The organism is Haemophilus sp. SZY H36 (assembly GCF_018829625.1).
In the GTDB taxonomy this organism is placed as follows: Bacteria; Pseudomonadota; Gammaproteobacteria; order Enterobacterales; family Pasteurellaceae; genus Haemophilus; species Haemophilus haemolyticus_K.
Genome location: NZ_JAHKKA010000003.1, coordinates 248,290 through 265,498, shown reverse-complemented (window position 1 = coordinate 265,498; position 17,209 = coordinate 248,290). Strand labels below are relative to the sequence as shown.

General features: G+C 37.7%; 18 protein-coding genes and 2 tRNA genes. 11 read left to right on the top strand and 9 right to left on the bottom strand.

Annotated elements, in window-relative coordinates:
- The first annotated feature begins 64 nt into the window (after positions 1 to 64).
- Together KP713_RS09030 and KP713_RS07315 are read left to right on the top strand one after the other, a co-directional pair.
- Complete coding sequence (locus tag KP713_RS09030; RefSeq protein WP_252346332.1) at positions 65 to 490, top strand: hypothetical protein; 426 nt, start codon at positions 65 to 67, stop codon at positions 488 to 490.
- 8 nt (positions 491 to 498) lie between these two features.
- A complete protein-coding gene (locus KP713_RS07315; protein ID WP_252346331.1) occupies positions 499 to 2,745 on the top strand; it encodes a YadA family autotransporter adhesin in 2,247 nt (748 codons plus the stop codon).
- Positions 2,746 to 2,796: 51 nt separating this feature from the next.
- On the opposite strand, the gene glpX is transcribed toward KP713_RS07315, so the two are convergent.
- Positions 2,797 to 3,810, bottom strand: a complete 1,014-nt coding sequence (gene glpX / locus KP713_RS07310) for a class II fructose-bisphosphatase (protein WP_215770272.1) — start codon at positions 3,808 to 3,810, stop codon at positions 2,797 to 2,799.
- A 150-nt stretch (positions 3,811 to 3,960) separates the two neighbouring features.
- Between glpX and KP713_RS07305 the strand changes: the two genes are divergently transcribed.
- The 3 genes from KP713_RS07305 (at position 3,961) to dtd (ending at position 5,160) form a co-directional block, all read left to right on the top strand.
- Positions 3,961 to 4,179, top strand: a complete 219-nt coding sequence (locus KP713_RS07305) for a cell division protein ZapB (protein ID WP_046949384.1) — start codon at positions 3,961 to 3,963, stop codon at positions 4,177 to 4,179.
- Between the two features lie 109 nt (positions 4,180 to 4,288).
- Positions 4,289 to 4,729, top strand: coding sequence for an FMN-binding protein MioC (mioC, locus tag KP713_RS07300; protein WP_048953319.1), 441 nt, complete (start codon positions 4,289 to 4,291; stop codon positions 4,727 to 4,729).
- Positions 4,726 to 5,160, top strand: coding sequence for a D-aminoacyl-tRNA deacylase (gene dtd, locus KP713_RS07295; protein ID WP_215768088.1), 435 nt, complete (start codon positions 4,726 to 4,728; stop codon positions 5,158 to 5,160). Before mioC ends, dtd begins: the two co-directional genes overlap by 4 nt.
- 57 nt (positions 5,161 to 5,217) lie before the next feature.
- Here dtd and purT read toward each other — a convergent pair whose 3' ends face one another.
- From purT to folD, 5 genes are all read right to left on the bottom strand, one after another.
- The gene (purT, locus tag KP713_RS07290) at positions 5,218 to 6,399 is read right to left on the bottom strand and encodes a formate-dependent phosphoribosylglycinamide formyltransferase (protein WP_215768087.1); all 1,182 of its coding nucleotides are present in this window, start codon (positions 6,397 to 6,399) and stop codon (positions 5,218 to 5,220) included.
- Positions 6,400 to 6,407: 8 nt separating this feature from the next.
- Positions 6,408 to 6,911: an S-ribosylhomocysteine lyase gene (luxS, locus tag KP713_RS07285; protein WP_065265494.1), complete on the bottom strand. Its 504-nt coding sequence runs from the start codon at positions 6,909 to 6,911 to the stop codon at positions 6,408 to 6,410.
- A gap of 340 nt (positions 6,912 to 7,251) precedes the next feature.
- Positions 7,252 to 7,725, bottom strand: a complete 474-nt coding sequence (locus tag KP713_RS07280; RefSeq protein WP_140586674.1) for a YqaA family protein — start codon at positions 7,723 to 7,725, stop codon at positions 7,252 to 7,254.
- Entirely contained in the window at positions 7,725 to 8,327 is a 603-nt protein-coding gene (locus tag KP713_RS07275) for a beta-phosphoglucomutase family hydrolase (protein ID WP_215770271.1), read from the bottom strand. The genes KP713_RS07280 and KP713_RS07275 overlap by 1 nt, the downstream gene beginning before the upstream one ends.
- Positions 8,328 to 8,625: 298 nt before the next feature.
- Positions 8,626 to 9,480 carry a bifunctional methylenetetrahydrofolate dehydrogenase/methenyltetrahydrofolate cyclohydrolase FolD gene (gene folD, locus KP713_RS07270; protein WP_140531291.1) on the bottom strand — a complete coding sequence of 285 codons (855 nt, stop codon included), beginning with the start codon at positions 9,478 to 9,480 and terminating at the stop codon, positions 8,626 to 8,628.
- A 178-nt stretch (positions 9,481 to 9,658) separates the two neighbouring features.
- Between folD and KP713_RS07265 the strand changes: the two genes are divergently transcribed.
- The 6 genes from KP713_RS07265 (at position 9,659) to KP713_RS07240 (ending at position 14,792) form a co-directional block, all read left to right on the top strand.
- Positions 9,659 to 9,735, top strand: a tRNA-Pro gene (locus KP713_RS07265).
- A 48-nt stretch (positions 9,736 to 9,783) separates the two neighbouring features.
- Positions 9,784 to 9,860 (top strand) — tRNA-Arg (locus tag KP713_RS07260).
- A gap of 111 nt (positions 9,861 to 9,971) precedes the next feature.
- The gene (gene rapA, locus KP713_RS07255) at positions 9,972 to 12,743 is read left to right on the top strand and encodes an RNA polymerase-associated protein RapA (protein ID WP_215770270.1); all 2,772 of its coding nucleotides are present in this window, start codon (positions 9,972 to 9,974) and stop codon (positions 12,741 to 12,743) included.
- 2 nt (positions 12,744 to 12,745) lie between these two features.
- The gene (gene rluA, locus KP713_RS07250; protein ID WP_215770269.1) at positions 12,746 to 13,405 is read left to right on the top strand and encodes a bifunctional tRNA pseudouridine(32) synthase/23S rRNA pseudouridine(746) synthase RluA; all 660 of its coding nucleotides are present in this window, start codon (positions 12,746 to 12,748) and stop codon (positions 13,403 to 13,405) included.
- Between the two features lie 26 nt (positions 13,406 to 13,431).
- Positions 13,432 to 14,010, top strand: coding sequence for a rhomboid family intramembrane serine protease (locus tag KP713_RS07245; RefSeq protein ID WP_215770268.1), 579 nt, complete (start codon positions 13,432 to 13,434; stop codon positions 14,008 to 14,010).
- A 29-nt stretch (positions 14,011 to 14,039) separates the two neighbouring features.
- Complete coding sequence (locus tag KP713_RS07240; protein ID WP_140527513.1) at positions 14,040 to 14,792, top strand: DeoR/GlpR family transcriptional regulator; 753 nt, start codon at positions 14,040 to 14,042, stop codon at positions 14,790 to 14,792.
- A 56-nt stretch (positions 14,793 to 14,848) separates the two neighbouring features.
- Here KP713_RS07240 and nusG read toward each other — a convergent pair whose 3' ends face one another.
- The 3 genes from nusG to clpX all read right to left on the bottom strand — a co-directional run bounded on the left by nusG (position 14,849) and on the right by clpX (position 17,205).
- Positions 14,849 to 15,406: a transcription termination/antitermination protein NusG gene (nusG, locus tag KP713_RS07235; protein ID WP_048953309.1), complete on the bottom strand. Its 558-nt coding sequence runs from the start codon at positions 15,404 to 15,406 to the stop codon at positions 14,849 to 14,851.
- Position 15,407: 1 nt separating this feature from the next.
- Positions 15,408 to 15,824: a preprotein translocase subunit SecE gene (gene secE, locus KP713_RS07230; RefSeq protein ID WP_009500265.1), complete on the bottom strand. Its 417-nt coding sequence runs from the start codon at positions 15,822 to 15,824 to the stop codon at positions 15,408 to 15,410.
- Positions 15,825 to 15,963: 139 nt separating this feature from the next.
- Positions 15,964 to 17,205 (bottom strand): ATP-dependent protease ATP-binding subunit ClpX, encoded by a 1,242-nt coding sequence (clpX, locus tag KP713_RS07225; RefSeq protein WP_215770267.1) that lies wholly within the window; start codon positions 17,203 to 17,205, stop codon positions 15,964 to 15,966.
- Between the last annotated feature and the right edge of the window lie 4 nt (positions 17,206 to 17,209).

Sequence of the window (17,209 nt, the reverse complement as noted above, 5' to 3'; positions counted from 1 at the left end):
CCCTACAAATGTATAATTAAGTCGATTATCAATTTTAAATAGTTCAAGGATTGAGGAGAATATTTTGAAAAAACATACAATTCTTACTACAGCAAAAAGCTCAGTAGCCTTATTGCTCTTTACATTGCCTTTATCTTCTAACCTTGCCTATTCTGCCCCGTCCACAACGGGTGAAGGGAATATTGTCACAGGCGATCATGGCGTTGCAACTGGCTATAACAATGCTGTAACAGCTAAATATGGTTTAGCACAAGGCAATGATTCTGTTGCAACAGGTGGCAATATTTCTCGTAAAGAATTTGATGAAAAATTAAACGAAAGAAAGCAAACGATTGCTAACAAAAGCCAAGCAGAAAATGAACTTTCTGATATAAACAAAAAAATTGAAGCCCGCAATAAAACTGCTGAAGATCTGAACAAAAGAATTAATGAAATAACAGATTTAATCAAACAATCTAACGATAAAAAAATCAAGTTGTTACTTCGCTGAATAATGATTTGGCTAATAAACAAAAAGAATTAGCCAAATTAGACAAAGAGCGGGAAGAGGCTAAAGAATACGCTAGTCATTATCCTTCAATCTATTCAGAGGATGAAAGTGTTTCGATAAAATTCCTGAAACAACTTAAAGAACTTGATTGGAATAAACTTTCGGACAATTCTGCAGGAACAACTGGAGTACAAAAACTAGCAAAAGACCTAAAAGAGCGAGTTGAGGCTGATTACCCTAATGTTTCTGAAATTAAAAAATTTGGTATAGATAAATATGAAATTATAGTTAATGGATATGATAACGCTAGAGGATCATTTGAATATAACGAAGAAAAGATAAAAGATACTATTAGATCTAGAAATAAACAATACTTATTTTACACAGGAGCTGGAAGAGATCTAAGTTCATACGCATCTGATCATGATGGCATTACAGATTTACTAAAAAATGTAACTTCTGTAGCTCCTGTAAAAATTACAAGCATCGATAACATACCAAGCCGAATTACAGATGACTTTTTTTCATCCCAAAAACAAGAGCGTTATGTGCAATTTTCTACCCTACTGAAAATGATAAGTGAAAATAATGTCATAAGTGATTTAAGTAAAGCTTATAAGCTTGATAAAATAAATTCTCAGAATTATTACAAACCAAATTACGTAGCAAATACTGTATTTTATCTTCCGCCAATAAAAGCTAGTGATGATCAAATAAATCACAGTGATTTTTTATTAACTAGTCACAAGTACCATTCAGGCGATTTCGATTACCTGGGTTATGATGAGAATAATAAGAAAGTCGAATTTCGCTTTGAGGATAAAGATAAGGCAAAACACTACCTTTACTATGGTCAAACGCAAAGATTTTTTGATGAATTTTTTGACGGAGTAAAAACTAACACTCCTCAGGATGTGAAGCGTTTAAGTGAATGGGTAGATAGATTTTATAATGACTTTGATAATCTAATTGATCGTGAAGCACCTGAGGAAAAATGGCTTTTTGATAAACAGGACTTTCTTAATCAACTTAAAGATGTGGAACGTTTTGCTAAGAAAATTTCAGATTATATAGCTGTTTATGATAAGTCAATCGCAGACCCAACTCTAGAAAATAGAGGTAAACGAGACAATTTATATAAAGAAATCGCTAAGCTGAAAGACGATCCTAAAAATTATTATGAAAATATTAAATTTAAATTTAAGGAATCTACCAAGAAATTATGGAATAAATATGCTGACGAGACAGCAAAAGAATTAACTGATTGGGCTAAAAAATTGAAACTTTATGACCCATACAATGATGTTGTTAAGGGGATAACTGAAGAATCTGAAAAAGCCCAAAAAGCCTTAGATGACGCTCAAATAAAATTTGAGAAGATGGAAGAAGAAATCAAAAATCTTACATCTCAGATTGATAATTTAAAATCACCATCCGATTCTGAAAATTCAAATGAGTTAAAACAAAAACAAGAAGAACTTACAAAAAAACAAGCAGAAAAAGAAGAGCTTGAAAAAGAGCGAGCCAAAAAAGAAAAAGCATTAAAAGAGTTAGAGGAAAAACTAACACGTCATTTTTCTAACATTGGTGAAAACTCAATTGCCGCAGGGAAAGAATCCTTTGCGAGCGGTACAAATTCAATTGCTATCGGCACCAAAAATGAGGTAACAGGTAATAATTCTGTAGCGATTGGTGCATGGAATAAAGTTGCATCACATAATGTTATGGTATTAGGCAATAATGTCACTGTTGATGCAGGATTTGATGGTGCTGTAGTATTAGGTAATGAATCTGCGCCAAGTAAACCAATGCCTGTAGAAAGTATCACTATTCAAGGCACCACTTATCGATTTGCTGGTACAAATCCAACATCAACAGTCAGCGTAGGTGCCGAAGGTAAAGAGCGTCAAATTACGCACGTTGCAGCAGGTCGTATTACCAGTACATCAACGGATGCGGTTAACGGCTCTCAACTTTATTCTGTTGTCGAGGCTATTAATCAAAAAGTTACCCAACATAATAAAATGCTGAAAGCGGGGATTGCCGGTTCAGCTGCAATAGCTGGATTACCACAAGTACGAGGTAATGGTAAATCTATGGTTTCTGCCGGCGCAGGAAACTTCAAAGGACAAAATGCTATTGCTGTGGGATATAGCCGCTCTAGTGACAACGGTAAAGTCTTATTCCGTTTAAGCGGAAGTACAAATACGCAAGGTGATGTGGTGAGCTCCGTTGGTGTAGGCTACGAATGGTAAGCGAAGAAACACAAAAGTGCGGTGAAATTTCACCGCACTTGTTGTAGACAACTAAATATTCAAAATCTTATAAATTTCAGAATCTTTACGAGCTAAGTCATGAATTGATTGTATTTTTCGGATTGCACCTGATTGACCACAAAGTAAGAGGGTTTCTGTAAAAGCCAAATTCCCCTTGCGAGAGATACCTTTAAGCAAATCACCATGGGTGATACCCGTTGCGGTAAATACAAGGTTATTATTACGCACAAGATCTTCAAGTTTTAACACTTCATTGATTTTTACGCTTAATGCTTCACAACGTTGAATTTCATCGGCAGCAATTTTTTTATTTTCTTCCGTATCACCTTTTACTTCGTTACGAGGAAGTAAACGAGCTTGCATATCGCCACCTAATGCACGAATTGCCGCTGCAGCTGCCACACCTTCTGGCGCACCACCGATTCCGTAAAGAAGATCGACTTCGGCATCAGGCAAACAGCACAATACGGAACCTGCCACATCACCATCAGGAATTGCCATTACTCTCACGCCCAAGTTATGCATTTGTTTAATTACCGCATCATGGCGTGGTTTTGCCAATACCATTACGGTGAGATCTGAGAGGGATTTTCCTAGCTTAGATGCGACACGGCGAAGATTTTGTTCTAGTGGTAAAGTTAAATCAATCATGCCCTTAGCATTTGGGCCAACCACTAATTTTTCCATATACATATCGGGTGCTTTTAAAAAGGTATTTCTGCCGCCAGCAGCCAAGACAGAAATAGCATTAGACTGCCCCATTGCGGTCATACGCGTCCCATCAATAGGATCAACGGCGATAGAAACTAATTCTCCCATGCCAGAACCGACTTTTTCACCAATATAAAGCATTGGTGCTTCATCAATTTCACCTTCGCCAATCACGATTTCAGCATCCATATCGATTAAATTTAGCATATAACGCATAGCTTTTACTGCAGAATCATCAGCCGCATTTTTATCTCCCCGCCCAAACCATGTATGAGCAGCTAATGCGGCCATTTCTGTTACACGTGAAAATTCAATTGCTAGGGCAGCGTTCATTTTATTCTCCTTTGACTTTTAGCCATAAAAACGGTGTGATTTTATCATTACGTTATTGAACGCATAATAATTTTTTCTCCAACGCTTTAAAAAGGCAAATTTACTGGGTAAAATACTCTCAAACTTACCCATATTTAAAAGGAAATCATTATGTCTTTAGAAATTTTAGACCAGCTTGAAGAAAAAATTAAACAAGCGGTAGAAACCATCCAATTGCTTCAATTAGAAGTTGAAGAATTAAAAGAGAAAAACGCAGAATCTCAAAGAAATATCGAAAGTTTACAAACTGAAAATGAGCAACTGAAAAACGAACACCGCAACTGGCAAGAACATATTCGTTCATTGCTTGGCAAATTTGATAACGTTTAATCGTAACAAAAGGCTTAGAAAATCTAAGCCTTTTTATTTTAATCATTTCAGAAATATTCTTTTTGCTTTTCCCTCGAATGAGGGAAGAAAATAAATACAGGATAATCAAATGCACATTTGCATTCTCTCTGGCAGCACTTTAGGTGGTGCAGAATATGTTGCCGAACATTTAAACGATGTTTTAGAAACTCAAGGTTTTTCCACCGCTCTTTTTCACGGACCAAGTTTATCCGATATCGAAAATGAAAAAATTTGGCTTGTTGTGACTTCAACTCATGGTGCAGGCGAGTTGCCAGATAATTTAAAACCTCTATTTGATGAATTAGCTAAAAATCAAAGCGATTTTTCAGATGTTCGCTTTGCGGTCGTTGGATTAGGTAATTCTGATTATGATACGTTTTGCTATGCTGCGGACAAAGTGGAGCAAACTCTCCAAGAAAAAAGTGCGGTAAAAATTTGCGAGACTTTAAAAATTGATGTTTTAAACGTGGATGATCAAGAAGGCTATGCTGAAGCATGGTTACCGAGCTTTATCGAGGGATTAAAATGATTGCTTTAATTCAGCGTGTGTCTCAAGCGAAAGTTGATGTAAACGGTGAAACAATAGGACAAATTGGCAAAGGTTTACTGGTTTTGCTTGGTATAGAAAAAGAAGATAACCAAGAGAAAGCGGATAAACTTGCTGAGAAAGTGCTTAATTATCGAATTTTCAGTGATGAAAATGACAAAATGAACTTAAATGTTCAACAAGCACAAGGTGAATTACTTATTGTTTCTCAATTTACATTAGCGGCGGATACACAAAAAGGTTTGCGTCCAAGCTTTTCAAAAGGTGCGCCTCCAGCATTGGCTAATGAATTATATGAATACTTTATCCAAAAGTGCGGTGAGAAATTACCTGTTTCAACAGGGCAATTTGCAGCGGATATGCAAGTGAGTTTAACAAACGATGGTCCAGTGACATTTTGGCTTAATATATAAAATCTTCTATAAGATAGACGCAAGCTGAAAGGCTTGCGTCAGTGAGTATGGGAAATATTAGAGTGTAATTTCTAATTTTTGATAAGCTTGATTTACCTTTTCTAGCGCTTTTTCTACGGAAACGTCTCGTGCTAATAACACGCCTAAACGTCGGTGGCCATTAACCTCACTTTTACCAAATAAACGAATATTCGTATGGGGTTCAGCAAGCACTTTATCAATCGCACCAAATTTTACATTCTTTGATTTCCCTTCTACAACAATAGCTTTAGATGCGGATGGACTAATTAAAGTAATCTCTGGAATAGGTAAACCTAAAATGGCTCTTGCGTGTAAGGCAAATTCTGAAAGCTCTTGAGAAATAAGCGTGACCATGCCTGTATCATGTGGGCGTGGTGAGACTTCGTTAAAAATGACATTATCTCCACACACAAACATTTCTACGCCAAAGATGCCTCGTCCACCTAGTGCACTTGTAATTTTCTCCGCAATCGATTGCGCTTTTTCCAATGCAATATCCGACATCACTTGTGGTTGCCATGATTCTCGATAATCACCTTCTTCTTGGCGATGGCCAATTGGTGCTAAGAAGCTTGTACCATTGATATGACGAACGGTTAAAAGCGTAATTTCATAATCGAATTTTACAAACCCTTCTACAATTATTCTTCCTGCACCAGCACGGCCACCTTCTTGTGCATAATCCCATGCTTTTTGAATATCGTCTTTAGATCTTAAAATACTTTGCCCATGACCAGAAGATGACATGATTGGTTTCACGACACAGGGAATGCCAATTTTTTCTACCGCATTTTGGAAATCAGTAAAATTATCTACAAATTGGTAAGGCGAGGTGGGTAACTTAAGTTCTTCTGAGGCCAGTCGGCGAATCCCCTCACGATTCATAGTAAGTTGTGTGGCTTTGGCGGTAGGTACCACGTTAAAACCCTCTTGCTCTAATTCCACCAGTGTTGCTGTTGCAATTGCTTCTACTTCTGGCACGATGTAGTCAGGTTGTTCTTGTTTTACAAGTGTTTTTAATGCCTCACCATCTAACATTGAGAGTGTATAGGCACGGTGTGCAACTTGTTGTGCTGGGGCATTTTCATAGCGATCCACTGCAATTACTTCTACGCCTAATCGTTGTAGTTCAATTACTACTTCTTTACCAAGTTCCCCCGATCCCAATAGCATCACTTTTGTTGCATTAGGTGTTAATGCGGTACCAAGCGTTGTCATTATTTCTCCTATTTTAATAATGCGTTATCTAATGTTAAATCTTCGTTTTTATTAATACCAACACGACGAGCAATCACATTTTTTGCGATTTCATGTGCTTCTTCTAAAGAGTGCTCTGTATATGTGCCACATTGATAAATGTTTAATTCTGGAATTTTGGTTTGATCTTGTACATTTAAAATATCGTGCATTGATGCTAACCAAGCGTTAGCGACTTGTTGTTCGTCTGGTGTGCCGATGAGAGACATATAAAAACCGGTTCGACATCCCATAGGTGAAATATCAATAATTTCAACATCTTCGTTATTTAAGTGATCACGCATAAAACCTGCAAATAAGTGTTCTAGAGTGTGGATTCCTTTTGGAGGGAGGATTTCTTTATTGGGAATGCAGAAACGTAAGTCAAAAATAGTAATATCATCACCTTTAGGTGTACGCATTGTTTTAGCCACACGCACGGCAGGGGCATTCATTTTAGTGTGGTCTACTTTAAAACTATCAAGTAATGGCATAAATTTTCCTTATAAATCAGTTGATTAAGAATTATTTGAATGAATGTTCATTTTTTTACAATTTTTTTATGAACTTTATAGCAAGGTCTTTGTCCTATAAGACGAGCAACTTGCAGTTGTTTTAATAAAATTGGTTCCTTAGGTTATTTGCCCCGTATTCTTGCGGGGCTTTTTTCTTTGTATTTTTTGTTAGATTTTATTTTTTGGAATTTTTTTAATTTATGTGAACTTTTTCCAGATGGGCTTGTCTGATAGAACAAGCAACTTGCAGTTGTTTTAATAAAATTGGTTCCTTAGGTTATTTGCCCCGTATTCTTGCGGGGCTTTTCTTTTGTCCATTTTATAATAAGAAAGGTACACTGAGAAACAATAACGCGACATAACGTACCAGTTTTCCAAGAAAAATAAAAAAACAGCTCGCGATAAAGTTCAATCTAAGCCAGCCCGCTAGGGCGCAAAATAAATCGCCTACTATAGGTAGCCAACTTAATAGTAAGGTGAGTGAACCATAACGTTGAAGTTGCTTCATAACCCATAAAGTGCGGTGATTTTTTGGCCTAAATTGAGGAAGCCAGCGCCCTATTCCATAAGTAGTTAAGCTACCTAGCCCATTACCTAGTGTTGCCATAAAAAGAAGTAAAAAAATATCCGTACTTAGCCAAGTTCCTAACGCTAATTTGGGGATAGCTAATACAATAAATATTATCTCTGAATTACCTGGTAATACCGTCGCACTTAGAAATGCACTTGCAAACATTAACCATAAGGCATGAGTTTGCCAAAAATCGGTGAGTAATCCTAATAACCATTCCATCATTTTGTGGTTATAATTTGTTGAGTACGAATATCAAAAACATCCATTCCGGCACTTAAACCTGCTTTTACGCCCAAGTCTGCATCTTCAAAAACAATACAGTTTGTAGGATTAATCTTGATCAGCTCTGCACAACGTAAAAAAGTTTCTGGATGAGGTTTATGCGCTTTTACATCGTCTGCACTGACAATGGCATTAAAATAAGAGGCAATATCAAGTTTATCTATCAACATATCAATAATTTTTCGATGAGAGCCCGAGCCTAACGCAATCGGTTTTTTCTGATAGAAATGTTTTACAATATCAAATGTGGGAAGCAAGGTGGATTGTGATGGAATGAGCTGATAAGATAAAGCACGTTTTGCTGTAATAACTTCATCAAGACGTTCAAGTGGCATATTAGCCAATTTCATCATTTCCTCTGCAATGGTTCTTACGGTTGCCCCACCTAGGTTATACATGATTTGACTGTCAAATTCGTAGCCAAATTGTTTTCCCACCATTCCCCATGCTTTTGCGTGAACAGGCATAGTATCAATGAGGGTTCCATCCATATCAAAAATTAATCCTTCATATCGATCGAATATTGCATAATTAAACATTTTTACATCCTTACTTATTTTTAAATTTTTATCATTTTGCTATAAAATTGCGCTCTCTGCATTGTTTTATTTTCATAAAAAGCGGTAAATTAAAGCACAAATTTTGAACAAATAGAATTCAAATGAGATTGCTTAAGCAATTAGAATGTTAGAAAGTTCCTAGGCGAATTAATTAATCGATTATTGAATACTCATACGCTTGTTTTAGATTGCAATAGAACAATATTGTCCCTGACTGATAAGAAATGATTTCATTCTCATTGGTGAGCAAGGTTAAAGTTAACCTTGCTTTTGAATTTTATTGCGTTAATGTTTGTTTATAGGCATAAAGTGTATTGCTCATTAACATTGCAACGGTCATTGGCCCAACTCCACCTGGAACGGGGGTAATATAAGCCGCTTTTTCGGCTGCTTTGTCAAACTCTACATCGCCTACTAATTTTCCATCTACACGATTAATTCCGACATCAATGACGACCGCACTTTCTTTGATCCAATCGCCAGGAATTAAATTCGGCTTACCCACCGCGACGACAAGTATATCTGCTTGGCGAACATGACTTTCCAAATCTTTGGTGAATCGATGAGTCACAGTGACGGTTGCACCTGCTAATAATAATTCTAAAGACATTGGGCGGCCGACAATATTGGATGCACCTACAATTACCGCGTGTTTGCCATGTAAATCAATTCCTGTTGTTTCTAATAGTTTCATTACACCATAAGGTGTGCAGGCTCGTAATGTTGGAATTCGTTGACACAATCTTCCTACATTATAAGGATGGAAGCCATCCACGTCTTTTTTCGGATCAATATGTTCAATAATAGCTTCTGCATTGATTTGTTGAGGTAAGGGGAGTTGTACTAAGATACCATCAATTGTTTTGTCGTTATTGAGTTTATCGATAAGGGCTAATAATTCGGCTTGTGTAGTTGTTTCTGGTAAATCATAGGATTGGGAAAGTATGCCGATTTCTTCACAGCTTTTACGTTTACTTCCTACATAAATTTGTGATGCAGGATCTGCCCCAACGAGAATGACTGCAAGCCCTGGTGCACGTTTACCTTGAGCAATATAATGTTCAATCTCAGAGGCAACATCAGATTTGATTTTTTTTGAAAGGGTAGTACCAGAGATGATTTGTGCAGTCATTTAGTTGTCCTTTATATATGAAAAGAGAGAAAACGTTTGCTATTCTAACGGACAATGAATTTTTTACAACGGGAAATAGTGACATTTCCTAAATTGAAATAATTTTGAGCAATTAGCTTAAAAAATAAAAAAAGTCATTGACTGGTATCAAAACAAATCTATAATTGGTTCAGCTTATCGGCGAGTAGCGCAGCTTGGTAGCGCAACTGGTTTGGGACCAGTGGGTCGTAGGTTCAAATCCTATCTCGCCGACCACTTCTTTTATATTGTCTTGAAATTCTGTACAAAAGAAATCCTTTGAATGCGCCCTTAGCTCAGCTGGATAGAGCAACGCCCTTCTAAGGCGTGGGTCAAAGGTTCGAATCCTTTAGGGCGTGCCATTTATTTCTTCGATCTATTTTTTTATTCTCTTTTATTAATTTTCTTTGCTATTTAAGCAAGCTACAATACGCCCCCAAATTTTATTAATATAAATCAGAAAGAGAATTATTATGCCCTTTGCTATTGGTCAGCGCTGGTTGAGTGAAAGTGAAAACGCTTTAGGATTAGGTATCATTACCGCATTAGATCAACGAACTGTCACGATTTATTTCCCTGCTGCGGATGAAACGCGTATATATGCTGCTGCACAAGCGCCTTTAAGCCGAATTGTATTTAGCAAAGGTGAAAGATTATCCCATCAAGCTGGCTGGCAAGGTGAGATTTTAGACGTTCAAAATATGAACGGTTTGCTATTTTATTTAGTTAAAAATCCACAAGGTGAAGGTGTCATTGTGCAAGAGGGTGATATTTCATCGATTATTTCTTTTAGCCAAGCGAAAGAGCGTCTGTTTTCAGCGCAAATTGATCGCAGCAGTCATTTTGCATTGCGTTATCGCACGCTTTGTCATCAGCAAGCACAATTTAAATCGCCATTGCGTGGTTTACGCGGAACGCGTGCGGGTTTAATTCCTCATCAGCTTCATATTGCCGCTGAAGTCGGTAATCGAGTTAATCCTCGCGTGTTATTGGCAGACGAGGTTGGCTTAGGGAAAACCATTGAAGCAGGAATGATTTTGCAGAATCAACTTTTTGCTGAGAAAGTGCAACGTGTTCTTATTATCGTGCCAGAAACCTTGCAACATCAATGGCTGGTGGAAATGCTTCGTCGTTTTAATTTGCATTTTTCACTTTTTGATGAAGAACGTTGCAATGATTTTGATCTTGATGCCGTTAATCCATTTACAACGGAAAGCTTAATTATTTGTTCGCTGAATTGGTTAGAAACTCATCCAAATCGAGTAGAGCAGGCGCTCAATGCTCAATTTGACTGTTTAATTGTGGATGAGGCACATCACCTCGTGTGGTCTGAATCTTCACCAAGTGCGGCTTATTTATTAGTTGAACAGCTTGCTCACATCATTCCATCCGTCTTGTTACTCACGGCAACACCAGAACAACTTGGGCAAGAAAGTCATTTTGCTCGTTTGCGCTTACTGGATCCAGAACGTTTTTTTGATTATCAAACCTTTGTGAAAGAGCAGGAACGCTACCAACCTGTGGTTAATGCTGTTGAATCTTTGGTGGCAAATAAGGCATTAAGTGCGGTAGAAAAAAATCATATTTCTGATTTGTTGCTTGAACAAGATGTCGAGCCTCTTTTTAGAGCGATTGCATCAAATAATGATGAGGAACAACATCGTGCCCGTCAAGAACTGATTCAAGCCTTAATTGATCGTCATGGCACGGGGCGAATGTTATTCCGCAATACACGCCAAGGCGTGAAAGGTTTTCCGCACCGTGTTTACCACCAAATTACACTCTCTGAAGAGAATGATAAAATTGATTGGCTGATTGATTTCCTCAAACTACATCGCGATGAAAAAATTTTTGTTATTTGCCAGACAGCAGCCACGGCGATTCAGTTAGAACAAATTTTACGTGAACGTGAGGCGATTCGCGCCGCAGTGTTCCACGAAAACATGTCGATTATCGAACGTGATAGGGCCGCGGCTTATTTTGCGGATTTAGAAAACGGCGCACAGGTTTTACTGAGCTCGAGTATTGGCTCGGAAGGGCGTAATTTCCAATTTGCCGCAAATTTAGTGTTATTTGATTTACCGACCAATCCAGATTTATTGGAACAATGTATTGGCCGATTAGATCGTATTGGACAAAAACGTGATGTGCAAATTTATGTGCCTTGTGCGAAAAATTCGCCTCAAAGTCGTTTAGCGCGTTGGTACAATGATGGGCTGAATGCTTTTGAACAAACTTGTCCAATGGGAATGGCATTATTTGCCCAGTTTTCTGATAAATTGGAAAAAGTGCGGTCAATTTCTACCGCACTTTCAGAGAATGAATTTTCTGAATTATTAAAACAAACTAAAACTGTGCGGGAAAAACTCAAGATTGAGTTAGAAAAAGGTCGCGATCGTTTATTAGAGCTAAATTCTAATGGTGGAAAGAAAGCACAAGCGTTAGTGGATCAAATTGCTGATGAAGATAATTCGCCTGAGCTTGTGAATTTTGCTTTAAAATTATTCGATATTATTGGCGTAGAGCAAGAAGATCTTGGCGCAAATAGTATTGTGATTAGCCCAACTGGGACAATGCTTGTGCCCGATTTTCCGGGTTTAAAAGAAGAAGGTGTGACGGTTACCTTTGATCGTGAACTTGCCCTTGCTCGCGAAGAAATGGAGTTTCTGACTTGGGATCATCCTATGATTCGTCAAGGTATTGATTTTGTTGCTTCTGGTGATATTGGCAAAGCCGCAATGGCATTACTTGTGAATAAACAACTGCCCGCTGGAACCTTATTAATTGAATTGATTTACGTGGTGGAAAGCCAATCGCCAAAAGGATTACAGCTCAATCGTTTCTTGCCGCCAACGCCTATTCGTCTGCTGCTTGATAACAAAGGAAATAACATTGGTGAACAGGTTGCCTTTGAAACATTGCATAGCAAATTGAAACCACTTGGTAAAAATATTGCTAATCAAATGGTGAAAATGGCACGTGCCAATATTGAATCCTTGATCACGCGAGGAGATCAGCTCGTAAAATCTTTATCTGAACCGATTATTGCCGAAGCTAAAAATCAAGCAGATCAGCAATTAAGTGCAGAAATTAACCGTTTGCAGGCTTTGCGAGCAGTGAATAAAAATATTCGCCAAAGCGAAATTGATATTTTGGAACAACAACGAACACAATCATTGGACGAGCTTTCTAAAGCAAATTGGCGTTTGGATTGCTTGCGTGTCATTGTGACGAACAAGGAATAAAAATGGCATTGATTGAATACAATCCGCCTCTTGAACCTTATTTAGATATTATTTATCAAGATAATCATTTGTGCGTGGTGAACAAACCGAGCGGTTTGCTTTCTGTGCCAGGCAATCAACCACAATATTACGATAGTGCAATGAGTCGAGTAAAAGAAAAATTCGGCTTTTGTGAGCCTGCTCATCGTTTGGATATGGCAACGAGCGGCATCATTGTGTTTGCTTTAAGTAAGGTGGCGGATCGTGAATTAAAACGTCAATTTCGCGAACGTGAACCGAAAAAACATTATCAAGCGATTGTTTGGGGGCATTTGGAGAAAGATTATGGAGAGGTAAATTTTCCAATGATTTGTGATTGGGAAAATCGACCACGCCAACGTTTGGATTTTGTTTTAGGAAAAAGAGCGGTCACAAAATTCGAAGTTTTAGCACGTTTGCCCAATAACAGTACTCGCGTGAAACTGACGCCCGTGACAGGCCGATCTCATCAATTACGATTGCATATGCTAGCTTTAGGGCATCCAATTCTAGGCGATAAATTTTACTCTCATCCTCAGGCTAAAGCTATGTCGCCAAGATTATGCTTGCACGCAGAAGAATTGACGATTACTCACCCCATTACAGGCGAAACAATGACCTTTAACGCGAAGTCTGATTTTTAAATTTGCGCAGAAGTATGAGATCACGAATGAAAAACTTTTTAGCTCAACAGGGAAAAATCACGCTAATTCTCACCGCACTTTGTGCGCTTATTTATATTGCTCAACAGCTGGGTTTTGAAGACGATATTATGTATTTGATGCATTACCCCGCTTACGAAGAGCAAGATAGCGAAGCGTGGCGTTATATCTCACATACATTGGTACATTTATCTAATTTACATATTTTGTTTAATCTGTCTTGGTTTTTTATTTTCGGTGGAATGATTGAGCGCACTTTTGGTTCGGTCAAATTATTGATGTTGTATGTTGTAGCATCTGCCATAACAGGATATGTGCAAAATTATGTGTCTGGCCCCGCTTTTTTTGGGCTTTCTGGTGTTGTATATGCGGTTCTAGGCTATGTATTTATACGTGATAAATTGAATCATCATTTATTTGATCTGCCAGAAGGTTTTTTCACAATGTTATTGGCGGGGATCGCATTAGGTTTTATTAGCCCCTTATTTGGTGTTGAAATGGGAAATGCAGCGCATATTTTAGGCTTGATTGTTGGCTTGATTTGGGGATTTATCGATAGCAAATTACGTAAAAATTCGCTACAGTAGGTATATTCAATTTGGATAAGGGGTTCTCTATGAAGCAGTCGTTACGGCATCAACAAATTATTAAACTGGTGGAACAATCCGGCTATTTAAGCACGGAAGAACTGGTTGCTGCCTTAGATGTTAGCCCTCAAACGATTCGTCGTGATTTGAATATTTTGGCGGAGTTAGATTTAATCCGTCGTCATCACGGTGGTGCGGCATCACCATCTTCTGCTGAAAATTCTGATTACGTGGATCGTAAGCAATTCTTTTCATTACAAAAAAATAGTATTGCACAGGAAGTTGCGAAGTTGATTCCTAACGGTGCATCGTTGTTTATTGATATTGGTACGACGCCTGAGGCTGTCGCCAATGCATTGCTTGGCCACGAAAAACTCCGAATTGTGACGAACAATCTGAATGCCGCTCATCTTTTACGCCAAAATGAAAGTTTTGATATTGTCATGGCAGGCGGATCATTGCGAATGGATGGTGGAATTATTGGTGAAGCTACGGTAAATTTTATTTCTCAATTTCGCCTAGATTTTGGTATTTTAGGGATTAGCGCGATCGATGCAGATGGTTCACTATTGGATTATGATTACCACGAAGTACAAGTAAAACGAGCGATTATTGAAAGTTCACGTCAGACGTTATTAGTGACCGATCACTCTAAATTTACGCGCCAAGCGATTGTTCGATTGGGCGAATTAAGTGATGTAGAATATTTGTTTACGGATAAGGTCCCTAATAGTATTACCGATTATTTACACGATAAGAAAACAAAATTAGTTTTATGTTAGTTTTATCAGATATGACGAAAAACCCCGCTTAATTAGCAGGGTTTTTTTATATGTAATTAATGTATTTTTTCTACTTGACTAAATTCAAGTTCAACAGGTGTTGCGCGACCAAAGATAGATACTGAGACTTTTAAGCGACCTTTTTCATAATCTACTTCTTCTACTGTTCCGTTAAAGTCTGCGAATGGACCTTCAGTAACTCGAACCTCTTCACCAGGGTGATACTCATTACGATGGCGTGGTTTATCTGAACTTTGTTCTAATCGATTTAGAATAGCATCTGCTTCACGTTTAGAAATTGGCGCAGGTTTATCAGGTGTACCGCCAATGAATCCCATGACACGTGGCACACTTTTTACTAAGTGCCAAGTATCATCATTCATTTCCATTTCAACAAGGACATAGCCTGGGAAAAATTTACGCTCGCTTTTACGGCGTTTACCTGCAACATTCTCAACAACTTCTTCAGTTGGAACTAACACTTCACCAAATTGGTCTTCCATTTGTTGCTGTTTAATGTATTCACGCAAAGTTAAAGCCACTCGGCTTTCAAAACCAGAAAACGCCTGTAATACATACCAACGTTTTTTTGATACAGTTGTTTCTTCAGTCATTTTAGAATCTCAAATCAGTTAAGAAATTAATTACTGTGACAATAATCGAATCTGTCGCCCAGAAAAATAAGGATGCAATGATTGTTACCCCAATTACGATTAATGTAGTTTGACGCGCTTCTTGGCGACTTGGCCATACCACTTTTTGCGCTTCTATTTTTGAATCTTTAAAGAATGTACGAGCTTTTGTACCTTGATTAGTAATTGCTGCAAATGCAAAAGCAATCACTAACGCAATGACTACACCCACTACACGAATAGGTAATGAATATACTTTTTGGAAATAAACATTACCAATTGCAGCTGCCGCAAAAAAGACTGCGACTAAAATCCAAAGAAGGGTATTTAATCCTTTAGATTTACCTTCTACCACCGTCTCTGGTGCATTTTTCTTTTTATCAACAATTTCAGTTGCCATAAATTGAATCCGTTATTTACTTAGGAAAATAAGAATAAAGTTATAAGAACATGCGATTGTAGCATTTTCTTTTCGCCTTGCCTATTGAAAATCATCAAGCAAAATAGAAAACATAAGGAAAAACAACCGCACTTTTCTATTAAGAATGATATTCTAATTTTGGAGCAGTATTATCTACAATGGTACTTTCATCCACGACTACTTTACGTAAATTTTTGATAGATGGTAAATCATACATCGTATCAAGTAATACAGCCTCTACAATAGAACGCAAACCACGTGCGCCTGTTTTTCTTTCAAGCGCTTTCTTCGCCATTGCTTTTAAAGCTTCTGGAGTGAATTCTAACTCCACATTTTCAAGTCCAAATAAAGCTTGATATTGTTTAGTTAAGGCATTTTTAGGCTGTGTAAGAATTTGCACAAGAGCTTCTTCATCTAATTCACTTAGTGGAGAAATCATGGGTAAACGCCCAATAAATTCTGGAATTAAACCAAACTTCATTAAATCATCTGGTTCTACTTGACGGAATAATTCAGAAAGAGACTTTTCTTCTTCATCTTTTTCTACTTTCGCACTAAAACCGATGCTCGTACTTGTTTGTGTACGTTTACTGATAATTTTATCTAATCCCGCAAATGCGCCACCGCAGATAAAGAGAATTTTTGACGTATCCAATTTCACCATTTCTTGCTGCGGATGTTTACGCCCGCCTTGAGGTGGAATAGACGCTACAGTACCTTCAATGAGTTTTAACAATGCTTGTTGTACACCTTCACCTGATACATCTCGAGTAATTGATGCGCCTTCCGATTTACGACTAATTTTATCAATTTCATCAATATAGATAATGCCTTGCTCTGCTTTTTCAGTATTATACTCACAGTTTTGTAAAAGCTTTTGTAGGACATTTTCTACATCTTCACCGACGTAGCCAGCCTCAGTCAATGTTGTCGCGTCAGCCATTGCAAACGGCACATTTAAGCGACGAGCTAATGTTTGAGCAAGCAATGTTTTACCACTACCCGTTGGTCCAATAAGCAAGATATTACTTTTTCCGAGCTCAACATCGTTATTTTGATGATTAGTTCGTAAGCGTTTATAATGATTATAAACTGCGACAGAAAGCACTTTCTTCGCATAATCTTGGCCAATAACATAATCATCTAGATGAGCCCGAATTTCGTGAGGAGTGGGTAATTTCTCCTCATTTTCTGCCGCACTTTCGTCTACACTTTCATCATTACTTTCTTCAATCATTGAATGACACAGTTCAATACACTCATTACAAATATAGCCGTCTGTACCAGCAATTAATTTATCTACTTCGCCTTTTTCTTTTCCGCAAAAAGAGCAATGTAAATCTTTATCTTTGTCTGACATGTGT

Excerpts from the sequence above, each read along its gene's own strand:
- glpX (WP_215770272.1), bottom strand. The coding sequence starts at position 3,810 with ATGAACGCTGCCCTAGCAATTGAATTTTCACGTGTAACAGAAATGGCC.
- KP713_RS07305 (WP_046949384.1), top strand. The coding sequence starts at position 3,961 with ATGTCTTTAGAAATTTTAGACCAGCTTGAAGAAAAAATTAAACAAGCG.
- mioC (WP_048953319.1), top strand. The coding sequence starts at position 4,289 with ATGCACATTTGCATTCTCTCTGGCAGCACTTTAGGTGGTGCAGAATAT.
- dtd (WP_215768088.1), top strand. The coding sequence starts at position 4,726 with ATGATTGCTTTAATTCAGCGTGTGTCTCAAGCGAAAGTTGATGTAAAC.
- purT (WP_215768087.1), bottom strand. The coding sequence starts at position 6,399 with ATGACAACGCTTGGTACCGCATTAACACCTAATGCAACAAAAGTGATG.
- luxS (WP_065265494.1), bottom strand. The coding sequence starts at position 6,911 with ATGCCATTACTTGATAGTTTTAAAGTAGACCACACTAAAATGAATGCC.
- KP713_RS07280 (WP_140586674.1), bottom strand. The coding sequence starts at position 7,725 with ATGGAATGGTTATTAGGATTACTCACCGATTTTTGGCAAACTCATGCC.
- KP713_RS07275 (WP_215770271.1), bottom strand. The coding sequence starts at position 8,327 with ATGTTTAATTATGCAATATTCGATCGATATGAAGGATTAATTTTTGAT.
- folD (WP_140531291.1), bottom strand. The coding sequence starts at position 9,480 with ATGACTGCACAAATCATCTCTGGTACTACCCTTTCAAAAAAAATCAAA.
- rapA (WP_215770270.1), top strand. The coding sequence starts at position 9,972 with ATGCCCTTTGCTATTGGTCAGCGCTGGTTGAGTGAAAGTGAAAACGCT.
- rluA (WP_215770269.1), top strand. The coding sequence starts at position 12,746 with ATGGCATTGATTGAATACAATCCGCCTCTTGAACCTTATTTAGATATT.
- KP713_RS07245 (WP_215770268.1), top strand. The coding sequence starts at position 13,432 with ATGAAAAACTTTTTAGCTCAACAGGGAAAAATCACGCTAATTCTCACC.
- KP713_RS07240 (WP_140527513.1), top strand. The coding sequence starts at position 14,040 with ATGAAGCAGTCGTTACGGCATCAACAAATTATTAAACTGGTGGAACAA.
- nusG (WP_048953309.1), bottom strand. The coding sequence starts at position 15,406 with ATGACTGAAGAAACAACTGTATCAAAAAAACGTTGGTATGTATTACAG.
- secE (WP_009500265.1), bottom strand. The coding sequence starts at position 15,824 with ATGGCAACTGAAATTGTTGATAAAAAGAAAAATGCACCAGAGACGGTG.
- clpX (WP_215770267.1), bottom strand. The coding sequence starts at position 17,205 with ATGTCAGACAAAGATAAAGATTTACATTGCTCTTTTTGCGGAAAAGAA.